General features: G+C 59.7%; 17 protein-coding genes. 2 read left to right on the top strand and 15 right to left on the bottom strand.

Going from position 1 to position 16427, the window contains the following annotated elements:
- Positions 1-32: 32 nt before the first annotated feature.
- The 15 genes from lpxB to ACQY1J_RS13225 form a co-directional block, all read right to left on the bottom strand.
- Complete coding sequence (gene lpxB, locus ACQY1J_RS13155) at positions 33-1211, bottom strand: lipid-A-disaccharide synthase (protein ID WP_092662191.1); 1179 nt, start codon at positions 1209-1211, stop codon at positions 33-35.
- Positions 1211-2098 (bottom strand): LpxI family protein, encoded by an 888-nt coding sequence (locus ACQY1J_RS13160; protein WP_062580426.1) that lies wholly within the window; start codon positions 2096-2098, stop codon positions 1211-1213. The genes lpxB and ACQY1J_RS13160 overlap by 1 nt, the downstream gene beginning before the upstream one ends.
- A complete protein-coding gene (gene lpxA, locus ACQY1J_RS13165) occupies positions 2098-2913 on the bottom strand; it encodes an acyl-ACP--UDP-N-acetylglucosamine O-acyltransferase (protein WP_430250048.1) in 816 nt (271 codons plus the stop codon). The genes ACQY1J_RS13160 and lpxA overlap by 1 nt, the downstream gene beginning before the upstream one ends.
- Positions 2910-3374 carry a 3-hydroxyacyl-ACP dehydratase FabZ gene (gene fabZ / locus ACQY1J_RS13170; protein ID WP_062457291.1) on the bottom strand — a complete coding sequence of 155 codons (465 nt, stop codon included), beginning with the start codon at positions 3372-3374 and terminating at the stop codon, positions 2910-2912. Before fabZ ends, lpxA begins: the two co-directional genes overlap by 4 nt.
- Entirely contained in the window at positions 3364-4431 is a 1068-nt protein-coding gene (lpxD, locus tag ACQY1J_RS13175; protein WP_430250050.1) for a UDP-3-O-(3-hydroxymyristoyl)glucosamine N-acyltransferase, read from the bottom strand. The genes fabZ and lpxD overlap by 11 nt, the downstream gene beginning before the upstream one ends.
- 51 nt (positions 4432-4482) lie before the next feature.
- Positions 4483-6846, bottom strand: a complete 2364-nt coding sequence (bamA, locus tag ACQY1J_RS13180; RefSeq protein WP_430250052.1) for an outer membrane protein assembly factor BamA — start codon at positions 6844-6846, stop codon at positions 4483-4485.
- A gap of 196 nt (positions 6847-7042) precedes the next feature.
- Positions 7043-8164 carry an RIP metalloprotease RseP gene (gene rseP / locus ACQY1J_RS13185; RefSeq protein WP_062457300.1) on the bottom strand — a complete coding sequence of 374 codons (1122 nt, stop codon included), beginning with the start codon at positions 8162-8164 and terminating at the stop codon, positions 7043-7045.
- Positions 8165-8205: 41 nt separating this feature from the next.
- Complete coding sequence (locus tag ACQY1J_RS13190; protein ID WP_062457303.1) at positions 8206-9039, bottom strand: phosphatidate cytidylyltransferase; 834 nt, start codon at positions 9037-9039, stop codon at positions 8206-8208.
- A complete protein-coding gene (locus tag ACQY1J_RS13195; RefSeq protein WP_062457306.1) occupies positions 9039-9782 on the bottom strand; it encodes an isoprenyl transferase in 744 nt (247 codons plus the stop codon). Before ACQY1J_RS13195 ends, ACQY1J_RS13190 begins: the two co-directional genes overlap by 1 nt.
- Before the next feature lie 51 nt (positions 9783-9833).
- On the bottom strand, positions 9834-10391 hold the full coding sequence (frr, locus tag ACQY1J_RS13200) for a ribosome recycling factor (RefSeq protein ID WP_062457309.1): 558 nt from the start codon (positions 10389-10391) through the stop codon (positions 9834-9836).
- A gap of 54 nt (positions 10392-10445) precedes the next feature.
- Entirely contained in the window at positions 10446-11165 is a 720-nt protein-coding gene (gene pyrH / locus ACQY1J_RS13205) for a UMP kinase (protein WP_430250054.1), read from the bottom strand.
- A gap of 132 nt (positions 11166-11297) precedes the next feature.
- On the bottom strand, positions 11298-12224 hold the full coding sequence (gene tsf / locus ACQY1J_RS13210; RefSeq protein WP_062580415.1) for a translation elongation factor Ts: 927 nt from the start codon (positions 12222-12224) through the stop codon (positions 11298-11300).
- Positions 12225-12470: 246 nt separating this feature from the next.
- Positions 12471-13256 (bottom strand): 30S ribosomal protein S2, encoded by a 786-nt coding sequence (gene rpsB / locus ACQY1J_RS13215; RefSeq protein ID WP_062457320.1) that lies wholly within the window; start codon positions 13254-13256, stop codon positions 12471-12473.
- 204 nt (positions 13257-13460) lie between these two features.
- The gene (locus ACQY1J_RS13220; protein ID WP_092662179.1) at positions 13461-14174 is read right to left on the bottom strand and encodes a pentapeptide repeat-containing protein; all 714 of its coding nucleotides are present in this window, start codon (positions 14172-14174) and stop codon (positions 13461-13463) included.
- 87 nt (positions 14175-14261) lie between these two features.
- The gene (locus ACQY1J_RS13225; protein WP_062580412.1) at positions 14262-15116 is read right to left on the bottom strand and encodes a cell envelope integrity EipB family protein; all 855 of its coding nucleotides are present in this window, start codon (positions 15114-15116) and stop codon (positions 14262-14264) included.
- A gap of 110 nt (positions 15117-15226) precedes the next feature.
- Between ACQY1J_RS13225 and ACQY1J_RS13230 the strand changes: the two genes are divergently transcribed.
- Together ACQY1J_RS13230 and ACQY1J_RS13235 are read left to right on the top strand one after the other, a co-directional pair.
- Positions 15227-15697: a RidA family protein gene (locus ACQY1J_RS13230; protein WP_209900731.1), complete on the top strand. Its 471-nt coding sequence runs from the start codon at positions 15227-15229 to the stop codon at positions 15695-15697.
- A complete protein-coding gene (locus ACQY1J_RS13235; RefSeq protein ID WP_113110937.1) occupies positions 15694-16422 on the top strand; it encodes a glycerophosphodiester phosphodiesterase in 729 nt (242 codons plus the stop codon). Before ACQY1J_RS13230 ends, ACQY1J_RS13235 begins: the two co-directional genes overlap by 4 nt.
- Positions 16423-16427: the final 5 nt, after the last annotated feature.

Genomic DNA, 16427 nt, shown 5'->3' on the forward strand with positions numbered 1-16427 from the left:
CTGAATTAGGCTTTGCGAAAAGAAAAACCCGTTCAGCGATGAACGGGTTTTTTGTTGTCTAACAGTTCGAGTACCGCACCTGCTGCGGCCTCTCCAGGCGGAACAGGGACGTCCAGTCTCCGCCAGGCAAGTGCGAACCCGTCGAGCATCGCACGGCGCTCCGGCGTGTCGGCGGACAGACGTTCCGCCCAGCGGCTGAGGCTTCCGGGTCGCACGACCTCGTTGACATACTCGGGAACGACCGGGTAGTCGGCGATCAGGTTCGGAAGCGCGCCGGTCCAGATCTTGATGCGGCCGGCCAGAAGCTTGATCAGCCAGTCCGTCTTGTAGGCTGAGACAACGGGAACCGTCGCAAGCCCCAGTTCCAGGATAACCGTCCCTGAAGCCGCCAGCGCCACGTCCGCCTCTGCGAAGGCAGCCCATTTTCCGGCTGTATCCGTGGTAATCTCGACATGAACCGGCAGATCTGCGGCCATCTTCCGCACCAGTTCTTCCCGGCGCGGTACCGTCGGAAGCAGGAACCGGGTCTCACCATTGCGATCTGCAAACTCGCGCGCAGCCTCGCCGAACACGGGTAGGAGTGCCTTGATTTCGGCTGAACGGGAGCCCGGAAGCAAGAGGATCGTCTTCTTGTCGGCGGAGGTCTTGACCGGCCTCTCGGCGCGCGCAGCACGGACCCTCAGGAGATCCGCATCATTGGTCAGCCGGTGACCGACGAACACTGTCTGCGGACCCTCCAGCCTCCGCATCGCTTCCGGCTCGAACGGAAGGACGGCAAGAACGAGGTCGACATAGGAGAGCATCGCCTTGGCACGATATTCCTTCCAGGCCCAGACACTGGGGCAGACATAATCAACGATCGGCAGATCCGGCAGAGCCGCCCTCACCTTTCTTGCCACTCGGTGGGTAAAGTCAGGGCTGTCGACGATGACAAGCACATCGGGCTTTGCGGCGACGATCGCAGCCGCCGTCTGGTTGATGCGACGGATCAGGTTGGGAAGACGCGCGAGCACCTGGGTGATGCCCATGATCGACAATTCGGAGAAATCGAACAGCGACTGAAGGCCTTGGGCCGACAGTGCATCACCGCCCACCCCGATCAGTTCGACGGGACCGGCGTAGGACGCCTTCAGTGCTGCGATGAGGTCTGCCCCTAAGAGATCGCCCGACACTTCGCCGGCGATGATCGCAACCTTCAAACCTTGGTTCATCACAATCCTCTCGACGGAAGGGCCTGATCGATGCCGCAGACGAAAATGCCGTGGGCGTCAGCAGCTTTGATCAGCTTTGCTTCTTCCAGCACCAGCGCCCTGCCCGCTTCCACGGCGATCCCCGCCAGCCCGGCCGCGACGGCATGTTCGACGGTGGATGGCCCGATGGTGGGCAGGTCCGCGCGCATATCCTGGTGGAGCTTGCAGAGCTTGACGAGCACGCCCTTGCGACGCGTGGAGATACGTCCCTCGGCGCGCAGTTCGGCAACGCGCTGCATCATCCGGTCAGTTCCCTCGACACCTTCGAGTGCCACAACGCGGCCGCCGACGCTGACAGCGCCCTGGCCAATATCGAGATTGCCGAGCGCACTCGCAGCCTCGACACCGCGTTCGATATCGCGCAGATCGTCACCGCTTGGAGACACTTGGCCAAGCGGACCGACCTTCGCCAGCAGGCCCGGCGCGATGTCGTGGGCACCCAGAACTTCGCAACCCATGGCCTCGATCAACTTGATCACCATCTGCAGCACTGCGTCATCGCCGGCTGATAGCAATGTGCGCACGACGGAGGGCAATTTGATCAGGGTCTTGAAGGTTGGATGAATGTCGCGCCATTCAGGGCGCCTTGCGACGCCGCCCGACATCACGACGCGACGGATGCCTCTTTCTCGAAAACTCTTCTCGATCCCTGAAAGATCGCCGACGCCGAGCGACACATGGTCGAACCCGTCAAAGCGATGATCCGCCTCATCCTTCAGCTGGATGATGAACGGATCTTCGCCTGCAACACGTGCGGCATCCGCCAGGTAGGCTGGCAAAAAGCCTTTACCGGCGATAATCGCCAGCCGGCCCTCTCGCGCTTGGCCAGGGGCGCCGGCCGCGACCATCAGCCCTTCCTGCGGAAAGGCGATGAGATCGCGCGGTCACTATCGGCTGTGATGAAATCGATGATTTCCATGGCCTCCGGGCAATCGGCAAACTCGTCGCGGATCGCTGCGGCATTGGCGCGAACATTTGCCTCGCCTTCGAAGATCTTCTTGAATGCGCGACGAACGATATGGATCGTTGCGCGATCAATGCCGGCGCGGGTCATGCCGACGACGTTCAGGCCACCCAGAAGACCGGGATTGCCGTTCAGCATGCCGAACGGAATGACGTCGTAGTTGACGGCGGAAAGTCCACCGATGAAGGCTTGCCGACCGATGCGGGTAAACTGGTGAACGGCGCAGCCACCGCCCAGGATCGCACGATCGGCGACCTGCACGTGACCAGCCAGCATCACGTTGTTGGACATGATGATATGGCTGCCGAGCCGGCAATCATGCGCGACGTGCGAATTTGCAAGGAAGAGGCAATTGTCACCAACGACCGTCTTGCCACCACCGCCCGTCGTACCGGTGTTCATCGTCACGCCTTCGCGCATCGTGCAGTTGTCGCCAATGGTCAGGCTCGAATCCTCACCAGCTTCGTGAAGGCTCTGCGACACACCACCGATGACCGCCATCGGGAAGATCCGACATCCCTTGCCGATCTCGGTTTTGCCACCGACTACCGCATGCGAGATGAGCTCGACATTGTCCTTCAGCACCACGCGCGGGCCGACATGGGAGAACGGTCCAACGACGACGTTCTCGCCAATCACGGCGCCATCCTCGACCACGGCCGAAGGGTGGATGCGCGCGCTGGCCGAGATCATGCTCATTCGCTTTCCTTGCGCATCATGGCGCCGATATCGGCTTCCGCAACCAGCTGACCATCGACCTTGGCGTCACAATGAAACTTCCAGATATTGCCGCGCTGCTTCTGCTTGACGACATGAAATTCCACGCGGTCACCCGGCACGACCGGCTTGCGGAAACGCGCGTTGTCGATCGTCATGAAGTAGACGAGATTGCCAGCCCCACCCTGCTTGCGCGCACAGATCGCGCCGGCAGTCTGTGCCATGCCCTCGACGAGAAGAACGCCCGGCATAATCGGCTGCTCGGGAAAATGACCGGTGAAATGGGGCTCGTTTGCCGTCACGTTCTTGATGCCAACAGCCGAGCTGTCGCCATCGATCTCGATGATCTTGTCGACCAGGAGAAACGGGTAGCGATGCGGCAGAAGGCGCATGATTTCCTGAATGTCGGCCGCGCCGAGCTCCGGCTTGGTCTCATCCGTCATTTTTCTTATCTCCTCGGCGTTTCGCCCGGTCATCGGAACGCGACATGATCTCCGCCATGTCTCTCAAAAAGTCTTTTATCGGCCGCGCCGGAATTCCGCCATAGGTCTGCCCGGCCGGGATATCGGCGACCACGCCGCTCATTGCTGCGATCTGCACGCCATCACCGATCGAGATGTGACCGTTAACGCCGCTCGCACCACCGATCATCACGCCATTGCCGATACGGGTCGATCCGGCAATGCCGACGCCCGACACGATACCGCAATGGCGACCGATGCGGACGTTATGGCCGACCTGAACCTGATTGTCGATCTTGGTGCCCTCGCCGATCACAGTGTCATCCATCGTGCCGCGGTCGATCGTCGTATTGGCGCCGATCTCGACATGATCCTGGATGATGACGCGCCCGACCTGCACGATCTTGAGCATGCCTTTCGGGCCGGGCGCATAGCCGAAGCCGTCCTGACCGATCCGGGCGCCATTGTGGATGATGACGTTGTTGCCGATCAGTGCCGACAGCACGCTGGCGCCCGAGGCAATCGTGCAGTCGCGGCCGATCTTCACGTCAGCACCGATCACGGCGCCGGCAGCAATCCGTGTGCCGCTGCCGATTTCGACACGCGCACCGATCACCGCCATGGGCTCGATCTCGACACCAGCCTCGAGCCTCGCCGTCGGATCGACAAAGGCCGCCGGAGAAATGCCGGACTGCGATGTTACCGGTGATGGACGAAGCGCTATGGGATGCAGAAGCGCGCCGGCCTCTGCGAAAGCCGTATGCGGCTTCTTCGTCGCAAGCACCGGAATGTGATCTGGAATGATGGATTTCAGGCCCGGATCGCAAAGGATTGCCGACGCTTCGCAGGTCTCGAGATCGGCGCGGCTTTTCCTGGAGAGGATGTAGCAGATATCGCCTTTGCGCGCACGCGCGACGGGCGAGACAGACCGTACCAGTTCGTCACCGGCACGCTCGTCAAGCAGTTCAACCCCAAGATGGGCGGCCAGCTCGCGCAGGCTCACGCCATCATGAGGCGGGAAAAATTCGTTATGGTCCATGAACCCTGAGCTCCAGAACAGGTTTCCGGCCGCTTTCGCGGCCGGAGACGATCAGAACTGGTTCGCCATGCTGAAGCGGAACTGCTGCTTCTCGTCGAAGTCTTCCTTGACGACCGGCTCGGCGTAATCGACGCGCAGGTTGCCGAAAGGCGAAGCCCACATGACACCAACGCCGACCGAGGCGCGGATCGACATGTCGGTGCCGTTGACCTTGTCACCGAAAGTCTTGGTTTCATTGCCGAACAGCGAACCGGCGTCAGCAAAGACAGCGGCACGGAAACCGACATCTTCCGGGATGAGCGGCATCGGCATCGTCATTTCAGCCGAGGCATTGAAGTAGCTTGTGCCACCGAGAGCATCGCCGTGGTCGTCCGTGCGCGGACCGATACCGTCGTTCTTGAAGCCACGGATCTGACGACCGCCGATCGTGAACTGATCGAAGACGTTCAGATCATCACCGGTCTTGAACACATGACCACCACCGACGGCAATCGAACCAACCAGATCGGCTTCGGTCGAAAGAAGGTGGAAGTAACGGGCGCGGGCTGTGACCTTGTAGAAGTCGGAGTCGCCACCGAGGCCGGCATATTCATGCGTGAAGGATGCAAACAGACCTTCACGTGGAAGCGTCTGGCTGTCCAGCGAGTTGTAGACCAGCGACTGCGACACTGACGACTGCGTATACTTGCCTTCGTCGATCAGGTTCGCGTAGGTCTGCGACACCTTGTCATCAAGCGTAAACGGCAGGCCGTCACCACCAAAAGCACCGTCTTCTTCGTACTTGATCGTCTTGTAGGTGTAGCGGAACGTCGTCGCCAGCTCTTCAGTGATCGGCGCCGTTACGCGCAGGGTGATGCCCTGTTCGCTATAGTCGTAGTAATCGTTCGAAGAGGTCGTGCTCTTGAAGATGTCGAAGCCGGCAGCAAGACGGTAACCGAGGAAATAAGGCTCGGTGAACGAGATGTTGTAGCTACGAGCGTCGTCCGTACCGGCACCTGCCGCAACGCGGATGTACTGGCCACGACCGAGGAAGTTCTTTTCTTCGATGGATGCTTCGAGAAGGAAGCCGTCACCGCCAGCAGCGTAACCTGCACCGATACCGAACGAACCGGTTGGCTGATCTTCGACGTCCACGATCACGACGACACGGTCGGCAGAGCTGCCCTGCTGCGTCGTCACGTTGACGGTGGTGAAGTAGCCAAGCGCCTCAAGACGCTTCTTAGCGCGGGCAATCATCCCCTGATTGAACGCATCGCCTTCGGAGAAGTCGAACTCGCGGCGAATAACATAGTCGCGGGTGCGGGTGTTGCCGCGAACCTCGATACGCTCGACATAGGCGCGCTCGCCCTGGTCGACCATGTAGGAGACGCCGATCGTGTGGTTTTCAAAGTTGCGATCGCCGCGTGGCGTGACACGCGCAAACGGATAGCCGGCAGACGAGACGCGCTTCGAAATCGCATCCATCGTCTTCTGGATTTCACGGGCATCGTAGGTGCTGCCGGAATTGGTCTCGACGAGACCCTCCAGGTCCTGACCGGAGATGCCTTCTACCGTCGATTCAACGGCAATGTTGCCGTACTGGTAGCGAGCACCTTCCTCAACCGTGAAGGTGATGTTGTACTGGTTAGTCGACTCATCAAGAACCGCCTGCGACGACACGACCCGGAAATCCGGATAGCCGTGATTGTAGTAGAACTGGCGGAGCGTGTCTTCGTCAGCACGCAGCTTATCTTCGCTGTAGACATCCTTGCGGGTCAGGAAAGACAGAGGACCGGATTCTTTGGTGATGATCGTCGACTTCAGACGACCGTCGCCATAGGCCTGGTTTCCAACAAAGGTGATGTTGGCAATCTTGGTGCGGTCACCTTCGTTGATGACGAAGGCAAGGTTGACGCGGCCCTGGCCGACATCGGCGGTCTGCGTCGTGACTTCAACGTCGCTACGACCAATCGCGCGATACGATTCGCGGATGCGCTCGATGTCGGCGTTGATCATGGACTGGTTGTAAGGGCCAAGTGGCTGCGTCTGAACGGCGCCAGCGAGCTTGTCGTCCTTGATCTTGCGGTTGCCGTTGAAGACGACCTGGTTGATCAGCTTGTTTTCGCTGACGGTAACGACAAGCGCGCTACCGGAAACGCTGATGCGGACATCGGAGAAAAATCCGGTCGCATAGAGACGCTTCACAGACTCGTCGATGTCGCTCGCGGCGAATGCAACGCCGGGACGGATTGTAAGGTTCGAACGGACAGCTTCTTCGCCGGCGCGCTGAGCGCCGCGGACCTGTACGCTACGAATGGTAGCTGCCTCGGCAGCGGGAGCAGAGGCAAGCACCAGCACACCGGCGCCCGACGCAACAACACTAGCAGACAGCGCAACCGCCGACACTGCGTTCAAGAACTTTGAACCAGCCTTCATTTTCACTTCTTACCTTTTCCCGTTGTCCCTTGGCGGGTGAACCCGACTCCGGCCACGTGTGTCGTTTTACCTGCTTTTGCCCTACAAGCAAGATATCGCGTTAATTTCTATTTACTTCCTTTGCATGCGTGGCCATATCGCCACGCACCACATGCAAACATGGTAAATAAAGGGTTATTTCAACGATCTCACGGGGTTAACCGATGAGATTACTGATGTCGTTGAATGTCGCAAACACCATCAGGCTGAGCACCATGGCCAGTCCGATCCGGAATGCGATCTCCTGAGCACCAGACCCCAGCGGCTTGCCTCTGATGGCCTCGATTGCATAAAATACCAGATGCCCGCCGTCCAGAACAGGAACCGGCATCAGGTTCAACAATCCAATGGAAACTGACAGTACGGCTGCCAGCTGCACAACGGCGGCAAAGCCGAGGCTCGCCATCTGGCCAGATGCCTGCGCGACCCGGACAGGACCGCCCAGCTGATCAGCCTTCATGCGACCTGTCACGAGGTTGCCGATGTAGCGGAATGTGCCGGTGACGATATTTCCGGTTTCCTTGACCCCTTCCGCCACTGCCTCGAGGGGCGAGAAGGTTTCGGTCCTGAAATTGCCCAGCTGTTCGTTGGTGACGATGCCGATCAGGCCGAGCTCGACCTTGTTGCCGAACTGGTCGGTGATCTCACTGCGCTTTGGCACCATAGGCAGGTCGATGTCCTGCCCGTTGCGTTCAACGGTGACGGTGATCGGGGTTTCCGGACGCACGCTGACATAGCGGCGGACGTCGTCGAACGTCTTGATGCGACTGCCATCGAGCGCGACCAGACGGTCCCCCGTCTGCACACCGGCTTCTGCAGCGGCGCTGTCAGGCCTCACTTCGGCGACGACGGGATCGGCGATGACCTTTCCGTAAACGCTGAACAGGACGGCGAAGATCGCGATCGCCAGAATGAAATTGGCAATCGGTCCGGCAGCCACGGTCGCCGCGCGTTTCCACAGCTTGGCCCCGGCCAGCGTGTGAGCCTTGTCCGCCTCGGTCATATGCGAGACGCTTTTGGCATCGGGCATGCTCGCGACATCGTCGTCGCCAAAGAATTTCACATACCCACCAAGCGGAATCGCAGAGATCTTCCAGCGTGTGCCGCGTTTGTCCGTAAACCCGATCAGTTCCGGTCCGAAGCCGACGGAAAACGCAGTCGAGCGGATGCCGCACCAGCGGCCGACAAGATAGTGGCCCATTTCGTGCACGAAGACGAGCAGCGACAGGACGAGGATGAAGGGGATGATGTAACCCGTAACGAAGGTCAGGATGGCCATTTCAGTTTCCGGTTTCCAGCGGTCGCAAGGACCGACATTTATCAGAGGCCGAAAAGATAGGCCGCGACGCTTGCGTCAACATGGCTTGTCCAGGCGGCGTGCGCAAGTGTGAGAAGAAACGCCGCGAAACAGGCAAAAACGAGACCGTCGACGCGATCCATCACACCACCGTGGCCGGGGATGAGATGACTGGAATCCTTCACGCCGAATCGGCGCTTGATGAAGGATTCGAAGAGATCGCCGATCTGGCTCGCGACAGACAGGATGAGCGCCATGAACGCCGTCCACAGCGAGAAGTCCGAGAACACAACACCACTCAGCGCAGATCCCGCGATAACGGCGGAAACGGTACCGCCGATCGCTCCGGACCATGTCTTGCCGGGCGAGATCCGGGGCGCGAGTTTTGGCCCCTTCAGTTTGCGGCCGATGAAATAAGCGAGAATGTCCGTGGACCAGACGACGGCGAACAGAAACAGCATCGCCATCAGGCCGATCTGGTTTTCACCCCGGATCGCGGCAATGGCGATCGTACTCAAGCCTGCGTAGAGGATGCCTGATGGCAGCCACCAGCTACGCTTGCGCAGAACGACAAACAGCATGGCTGTTATCACGCCGCCGCCAAGGAGCGGCATCGACATCTGGTCGTCACCGCCGAGAACATTCAACGCGACAAGGACGACGATCAGCCAACCGAAGGCGTTGCCTTGGAAATCCACGTCCTTCAATCGAGTGATCGTGGACCATTCGTAATAGACGAGTACGCCGATCACGGCTGCGACGGCCCGGAATGGGAGACCACCTGCCCAGGTCGCGGCCAGGACCACGATGGCAAGCACGATTGCCGACAGAAGACGCTTCTTCAGTTCTCCCGACATCAACCGACGACCGCGGTGGGAGTGGCCGAGACGGCGCCGAACCGGCGGTCGCGAGAGGCGTAGACCTTAAGGGCCTGGAAGAAGAGCTGCTTGTCGAAATCCGGCCAGTATTCGGGAATGAACAGGAACTCGGAATAGGCTGCCTGCCAAAGCAGGAAGTTCGAAAGCCTCTCCTCGCCGCTGGTGCGGATGATCAGGTCCGGGTCTGGAATATCGGCGGTGTCCAGACGCCCGCAAATCATCGCCGCATCGATCGCCTCTGGATCGAGAAGGCCTGCGCGCACGTCCTTTGCAAGGCTCACCGTCGCACGGACGATCTCGTCACGCGAGCCATAATTGAACGCGATCACAAGTGTCAGCGCCGTGTTGTTGCGCGTCGTCTCCTCGGCCTCCAGAAGCAGAGGAAGAAGATCGCCGCGCAGCTTGACGCGGTCGCCGATGATGCGGATGCGAACATTGGAATGATGCAGTTCGGCGAGGTCGCGACGGATGAAGCGGCGCAGAAGCCCCATCAGGTCGTTCACCTCGGCTTCCGGACGGCTCCAGTTCTCCGACGAAAAGGCGAAAAGGGTGAGATACTCCACACCCGCCTCGCCTGCCGCCTTCACCGTTTCGCGAACGGCTTCCATCCCTTTGCTGTGACCAACGGTACGGGGAAGCCCACGCTTGTTGGCCCACCGTCCGTTGCCATCCATGATGATGGCGACATGCCGAGGGATGATCGCAAGTTCGGGGGTCGCCATAATCGATGCCGTTCCTTTCGCAGCCGCAACGTTGCGGCGTCGCGGAGCAGGTTATACCTGCATGATTTCCTTTTCCTTGTCGGCAAGCAAGCGGTCGACTTCGGAAATCGTGTCATCCGTCATCTTCTGCACTTTTTCCGACTGGGCGCGACTTTCGTCCTGGCCGATGGAACCGTCCTTCTCAGCCTTCTTCAGGCCGTCCATGCCGTCACGACGGACGTGGCGAGCCGCAACCTTGGCTTTTTCGCCGTATTCGTGGGCAAGCTTCACCAGCGATTTGCGGCGCTCTTCGTTAAGCTCCGGCAGAGGAATACGCAGGTTCTGGCCATCGACGATCGGGTTGAGGCCGAGATTCGATTCGCGGATTGCACGATCGACGGCACCCACCATTGACTTGTCCCAGATCGAGACGCCCAGCATGCGCGGCTCGGGAACCGTCACGTTTGCAACCTGGTTGAGCGGCACGCGCGAACCATAGGCTTCGACCGTGACAGGGTCGAGGATGTTTGCGGAAGCACGGCCCGTGCGCAGCGATGAGATGTCGCTCTTGAAGGCCGTGATCGCGCCGTCCATACGGCGCTTGATGTCGTTGAGATCTACTCCACTCATCAGCAGGAACTCCCTATTGTTCTTGGCGGTCGGTTCTTGGCAACGAACCGCGTGTCAGTTGTCGGATACGATGGTCTTGCGACCGCCGCCGGTCAAGATTTGTGCGAAACCGCCCTTCTCGTGGATCGAGAAGACGACGATCGGAATGGAATTTTCACGCGCCAGCGCAACGGCTGCGACGTCCATGACGGCAAGACCCTTGTCGAGCACTTCACTGTGGGTGAGCGTTTCGAAACGGGTCGCGGTCGGGTCCTTCTTCGGGTCTGCGGAATAGATGCCGTCGACCTGCGTGCCCTTGAATATCGCTTCTGCGCCGATCTCGGCAGCACGCAGCGCCGCAGCAGAATTGGTGGTGAAGAACGGGTTGCCGGTACCGCCGGCAAAGATCACCACACGGCCCTGCGCCATATGATGCAGCGTGCGACGCTGCGAGAAGCTTTCGCAGATCTCCGGCATGGCGACAGCCGACAGGACGACCGTCTCGATGTCGAGCTTGCGCAGCGAGGTTGCGAGCGCCAGTGCGTTGATGACGGTGCCGAGCATGCCCATGTGGTCGCCGGTCACCCGGTCGCCACCCTTGGAGGCTACGGCCACGCCACGAAAAATGTTGCCGCCGCCGACGACGACACCGACTTCGACGCCCATGGCGCAGGCATCCGCAATATCCGATGCGATCCGGTCTGCAACTTCGACGTCGATACCGAAGCCCTGACTTCCCATCAGTGCTTCACCGGAGGCCTTGAGCAGAACACGCTTGTAGATCGGTTGCGACATGGTGGCTCCTTGAAAGCGAAACGGACGGAGTGATCAAACGGGATGCGGATACACGAAGGGCACCGGCTTGTCACCGGTGCCCTTCAGGTTTTCAACGACTACAGCGCCTTGCGATGCGCGTGAAGGCAGCAATCAGCCCTTCGCGACTGCTGCAACTTCTGCTGCGAAATCGCTTTCTTCCTTTTCGACGCCTTCACCGAGGAGAAGACGTGCCATGCCGGTGACTTCGATCGGCGCGCCGACTTCCTTTTCGGCAGCCTTGACGGCGTCACCGACGGTGAGGTCAGGGTTGATGACGAAAGCCTGCGACAGAAGAGCAACTTCCTCGAAGAACTTGCGCATGCGGCCGTCGACCATCTTTTCGATGATGGCTTCCGGCTTGCCGGATTCGCGGGCCTGTTCGATGAAGACGTTGCGCTCGCGCTCGGCGACAGCGGCATCGACTTCTTCCGAACGGATGGCGAGCGGGTTGGTCGCAGCGATGTGCATGGCAACCTGGCGGCCGATGGCGTTCAGGGCTTCCTTGTTGCCGGTCGACTTCAGGGCAACGAGAACGCCGAGCTTTCCGAGACGGTCAGCCGCTGCGTTGTGGATGTAAGTCGCAACAACGCCGTCCTCGACGGACAGAAGCGCGGAGCGGCGCAGGTTCATGTTCTCGCCGATCGTGGCAATCGTATCCTTGATCGTGTCGGAGACCGTCTTGCCGGTAGCCGGATAGATTGCTGCGCTGACGCCGTCGACGGTACCGTCGGTGGTCAGGGCAACATCGGCAATGCCGCGAACCATGGTCTGGAACGCATCGTTGCGCGCTACGAAGTCGGTTTCGGAGTTCACTTCGACAACGACAGCCGAGGTGCCGTTGGATGCGACGCCGATCAGGCCTTCGGCAGCGGTACGGCCGGACTTCTTGTCAGCCTTGGCGATGCCCTTGGCGCGCAGCCAGTCGATCGCAGCTTCGATGTCGCCGTTGTTTTCGGCAAGCGCGCGCTTGCAATCCATCATGCCCGCGCCGGACTTTTCGCGCAGTTCCTTCACCAGTGCAGCGGTGATTTCAGCCATTTTCGTGCCTCTTGTCGGTTCAAGTTGCGTGTCGCCGGAAAACCGTCGGCGATACCAAATATTGGGACGAATGTACCCGGAAATATGACATCGTGATGAAGCCATCACGGTTGCGACCGTCTCCACGTCCACCTGACGGTAGACGGCGACGTATCGTCTTAAACGACCAAGGCCAGGGATTGATATCTCTGGCCTTGGTCGAATTCGAAAAGACGGAGCGTCTCAGAACGCTCCAGACTCAGACAATTAAGCCTGAGCTTCCGTTTCGGCTGCGCCTTCAGCTTCGAGAGCAGGCTCTTCAGGAGCCTCCATCATCGCGCCGAGGTCACGGCCCGAAGCGCCCTGCTGACGGGCAATGCCGTCGATGGCAGCGCGTGCCATCAGGTCGCAGTAGAGAGCGATGGCGCGCGAAGCGTCGTCGTTGCCGGGGATCGGGAAGTCGATCAGGTCCGGATCGCAGTTCGAGTCGATGATGGCGACGACCGGGATGCCCAGGCGCTTTGCTTCATCGATCGCGATCTTTTCCTTGTTGGTGTCGATGATGAACATCAGGTCCGGAACGCCGCCCATGTCACGGATACCGCCAAGAGCCTTGTCCAGCTTTTCGCGTTCGCGCTCGAGGTTCAGACGCTCCTTCTTGGAGTAGCCGGAAGCTTCCGAGTTCAGGATCTCGTCGAGCTTGCGCAGACGGGCGATCGAGTTCGAAATGGTCTTCCAGTTGGTCATCATGCCGCCGAGCCAGCGGGAGTTGACGTAGTACTGGGCCGAACGCTTGGCGGAGTCAGCGATAAGCTCGGAAGCCTGACGCTTGGTGCCAACGAACAGAACGCGGCCGCCACGAGCAACGGTGTCGGACACGACCTGAAGGGCGCGCGACAGCATCGGAACGGTCTGAGCCAGATCGATGATGTGGATGTTGTTACGATCGCCGAAGATGTACGGCTTCATCTTCGGGTTCCAGCGGTGTGTCTGGTGGCCGAAGTGGGTGCCTGCTTCGAGAAGCTGGCGCATAGAGAAATCGGGCAATGCCATGCCTAGTTATCCTTTTCCGGTTGAACCTCCGCAAGACGAACAGCAACCTCGTCGAGGCTGCCACCGGGCGGAACGGACCGGATTTCTCCCGGACCATCCCATGCCTTGCGTGTGGAATGCCGGTGCCCATACTAGGCATCGGCCACAAAGGCAAGCTCTTTTCGACGCTGCCTGTCTTTGGGAAGAGCGGGACTGGCCGAAGCCCTAGTCCATTTCGCGGTCGCCGCAGGGCCAGCTTTCCGGCAGTGTCAGGCCGGCCGGCAGTTTCGTGCGCCGGTCGCCGCAGGCGACGTTCAGCTGGTGCTGATCGAGCCCGATCGAAGACGACAGGTCCACTCCTTCGATACGCGTCAGAAAGAAGAAGGCGCTCTGGAAGTTGAGTGGACCTTTGAATTCGGCCTTCGTCAGGTCGGCGCGTGCCAGGTTTGCGAAGGCGAAACTTGCGCCTGTCAGGATGGCCCCGTCGAAGTTCGACCTGCCGAGTTCGGCTTTCTCGAAGCGTGCGTTGTTCAACTCCGCTTTCGAGAAATTGGACCTCTCCAACTCCGCGCTCGTGAAGTTCGCGTCGTTGGCGCGAACTTTCTGGAAGTCGGACCGATACGCTTCGACCTTTGAAAAATTTGCCCCCTCGGCGTTGCTGCCTGCCATCCAGGTGCGGATGAGCTTCGCCTTGGTGAGATTGGTACCTGCAAAATTCGAATCGCGCAGATCGGTAAAGCTTAAGTCCGCCTCCGCAAGACTACCCTTGGAGAAATCGGATCCGCTCAGCATCAGATTGCGCTTGGCGCAACTCGACCAGTTGATCCCGGGATAGGGATCGGTACGGCACTCCTGCGCCGAGACCCTCGTCGGCGCGAGTGTCAGCGCGGCGGCTCCTGTCAGGATCGCGACAGAAAGAATGGTACCAATCGAACTCATAGACACCGCTCCTCTCCACGCCTCGGTGGACGTGCATACTCGACTACCGCTTATATAGAGAAGGACGGCAGCAAATTCATCCCGTCGTCACCTGGTAACGGGTCGTTGATCTGCCTGGCAGTCGCTCTTTTGCAAAAGCTCAAGCTTGCTCAGGCTTCCGCTAAGCACGAAGTCGCCGTAGTCCATGGTCAGGTCGCGCGTGATGCCGTTCTCATAGAGCTTGAACGACATGTTGTAGACGGGCGTCGGATCGCCCGCGGCTGCCTCGTTGAAATAGGCAATGGTCACAGGCCAATACGCGGCCTTGGAGAACTCGCCGGCTTTGGCTGCATCAAGATCTTCCTTCTGCGGGTCCTGCTGCTTTCCGATGACTGTCGTCGTCAGAAGCGACTTGTCGCCATCCTCGGAACCGTCGAACACGCGTGCCTCGAAAAACCGGTTGCCATCCTTCGCATTCTTGATCACTTCAAGCATGTGATTGGTAGGGAACGCGCTGGCTGGAAGGTCGACTTCGCGCCCCTCGGGACCGGTCAGGTCCACTTTGACGCCGGTTTCGCCGGTTGTCGCGTCACCGGCGACCTCCTTGTCCAACTGTTCGTCGGTAAACGACTTGGTCTCGAAGTGAAACTGCTGCGCCGATACATCCTCGAACGTGTTGGTCTGCTGGTCGCTGACGCGGGTTTGCTCGCCGGTATCTATCTTTGTGACGAGACGGAAGTTGGTCGTGAACCCCGTGCAGGCCGAGCCGGTAAACTCGTAGACCATTCGTCCGACCATCCCTTCGATTCCGGACCGCTCGGACGCATCCTTGAGTTTCAGGTCGTAGACGGCGCGATGCGGAATGAGCAGGCGGGCCGCCGTATCGGCGCTCATCGGGGCAGCGGAGGCCGCTGGCACGCTCATCACGCCGGCAAGGAACATCCCAAGGCTCGTGCGCAGCATTCACATTCTCCTATTGGACTCAATGCATGATGTTGTAAGAACGCCATCAGCCGAGGTTATGACCTTGATGCAGGATTTTTGGGCAATTTACAATAAAACCGGAGACCGAAATGTCGAACCCGATCGAGACGCGCCTGCAGGAACTGGACATCGTTCTGCCTGAGGCAGCAGCGCCTGCCGCCAACTATGTGTCCTACGTGATCAGCGGCAACATGCTCTATATCTCCGGTCAGTTGCCGACCGAAAACGGCAAGATTGCGGTCAGTGGCCTGGTCGGTGCCGATGTCGACGTCCCGGCAGCGCAGCGCGCCGCAGAACTCTGCGCCATCAACATTCTGTCGCAGGCGAAGGCTGCTCTTGGCGGAGATCTCACCAGGATCAAGCGCGTCGTCAAGCTGTCGAGCTTCGTTGCGTCTGCACCGGGCTTCGCGGAACAGCACATCGTCACCAATGGCGCTTCGAACCTGATTGCGAACGTGCTCGGGGAAGCCGGCAAGCACGCCCGCGCTGCCGTCGGCATGGCAGCACTTCCACTCAACGCCGCGGTCGAGATCGAGGCTATCATCGAGATCTCCGCATGACATCTGCAGACTGGATCAAGGACGTACCGGTGGCGCATCGCGGCTATCACGACATGAACAAGACGGTCTGGGAAAATACGCTGTCAGCGTTTTCCCGGGCCATTGATGCGGGTTTCGCGATCGAATGCGACATACAGCTGTCCGCAGACAGCGTCCCGGTCGTGTTCCACGACAACAAGCTGGAGCGCCTTTGCGGCATCAAGGGCGACGTTCGCGAACGGACCGCGGCCGAACTCGGAATGCTTTCGATTGGTGGCACCGCGGACAAGATACCGACGCTCAAGCAGATGCTCACGCTCGTCGCCGGTCGCGTTCCTCTTGTCATCGAGATCAAGGGTCGCCAAGCGGATGAGGACGACGGCTTCGTTGACGACGTTCTCGACGTGCTGGAAGGGTATGAGGGCAAGGTTGCCCTGATGAGCTTCGACTACCACATCCTGCGTGCACTGAAGCAGGCCGAGGCGCCCTACCCGCTTGGCCTCACCGCCGAAGGCTCAAAGCCGGAAGAGTTCTTCAATCACGACGAAGCGATGCAGCTCGGCCTCGATTTCATCTCCTATCACTGGGCGCATCTGCCCAACTCGTTCGTCACCGCGCAGGCCGATGCCGGAATTCCGATCATTACCTGGACCGTGAGGGATGCAAAGGCCGTCGAACATACCTATAAATATGCAAAGCAGATGACCTTCGAAGGGTTCGACCCACGGGAGAACCCTGCCGCATAATTGGA

Source organism: Neorhizobium sp. DAR64860/K0K1, from assembly GCF_050500205.1.
Lineage (GTDB): Bacteria > Pseudomonadota > Alphaproteobacteria > Rhizobiales > Rhizobiaceae > Neorhizobium > Neorhizobium soli.

Coding starts and splice junctions, on each gene's coding strand:
- ACQY1J_RS13195 (WP_062457306.1), bottom strand. CDS start 9,782: ATGGCGACCCCCGAACTTGCGATCATCCCTCGGCATGTCGCCATCATC.
- rpsB (WP_062457320.1), bottom strand. CDS start 13,256: ATGGCATTGCCCGATTTCTCTATGCGCCAGCTTCTCGAAGCAGGCACC.
- bamA (WP_430250052.1), bottom strand. CDS start 6,846: ATGAAGGCTGGTTCAAAGTTCTTGAACGCAGTGTCGGCGGTTGCGCTG.
- ACQY1J_RS13225 (WP_062580412.1), bottom strand. CDS start 15,116: ATGCTGCGCACGAGCCTTGGGATGTTCCTTGCCGGCGTGATGAGCGTG.
- fabZ (WP_062457291.1), bottom strand. CDS start 3,374: ATGACGGATGAGACCAAGCCGGAGCTCGGCGCGGCCGACATTCAGGAA.
- lpxB (WP_092662191.1), bottom strand. CDS start 1,211: ATGAACCAAGGTTTGAAGGTTGCGATCATCGCCGGCGAAGTGTCGGGC.
- lpxA (WP_430250048.1), bottom strand. CDS start 2,913: ATGAGCATGATCTCGGCCAGCGCGCGCATCCACCCTTCGGCCGTGGTC.
- rseP (WP_062457300.1), bottom strand. CDS start 8,164: ATGGCCATCCTGACCTTCGTTACGGGTTACATCATCCCCTTCATCCTC.
- frr (WP_062457309.1), bottom strand. CDS start 10,391: ATGAGTGGAGTAGATCTCAACGACATCAAGCGCCGTATGGACGGCGCG.
- ACQY1J_RS13160 (WP_062580426.1), bottom strand. CDS start 2,098: ATGGTCGCGGCCGGCGCCCCTGGCCAAGCGCGAGAGGGCCGGCTGGCG.
- ACQY1J_RS13190 (WP_062457303.1), bottom strand. CDS start 9,039: ATGTCGGGAGAACTGAAGAAGCGTCTTCTGTCGGCAATCGTGCTTGCC.
- ACQY1J_RS13230 (WP_209900731.1), top strand. CDS start 15,227: ATGTCGAACCCGATCGAGACGCGCCTGCAGGAACTGGACATCGTTCTG.
- ACQY1J_RS13235 (WP_113110937.1), top strand. CDS start 15,694: ATGACATCTGCAGACTGGATCAAGGACGTACCGGTGGCGCATCGCGGC.
- tsf (WP_062580415.1), bottom strand. CDS start 12,224: ATGGCTGAAATCACCGCTGCACTGGTGAAGGAACTGCGCGAAAAGTCC.
- pyrH (WP_430250054.1), bottom strand. CDS start 11,165: ATGTCGCAACCGATCTACAAGCGTGTTCTGCTCAAGGCCTCCGGTGAA.
- ACQY1J_RS13220 (WP_092662179.1), bottom strand. CDS start 14,174: ATGAGTTCGATTGGTACCATTCTTTCTGTCGCGATCCTGACAGGAGCC.
- lpxD (WP_430250050.1), bottom strand. CDS start 4,431: ATGGACCATAACGAATTTTTCCCGCCTCATGATGGCGTGAGCCTGCGC.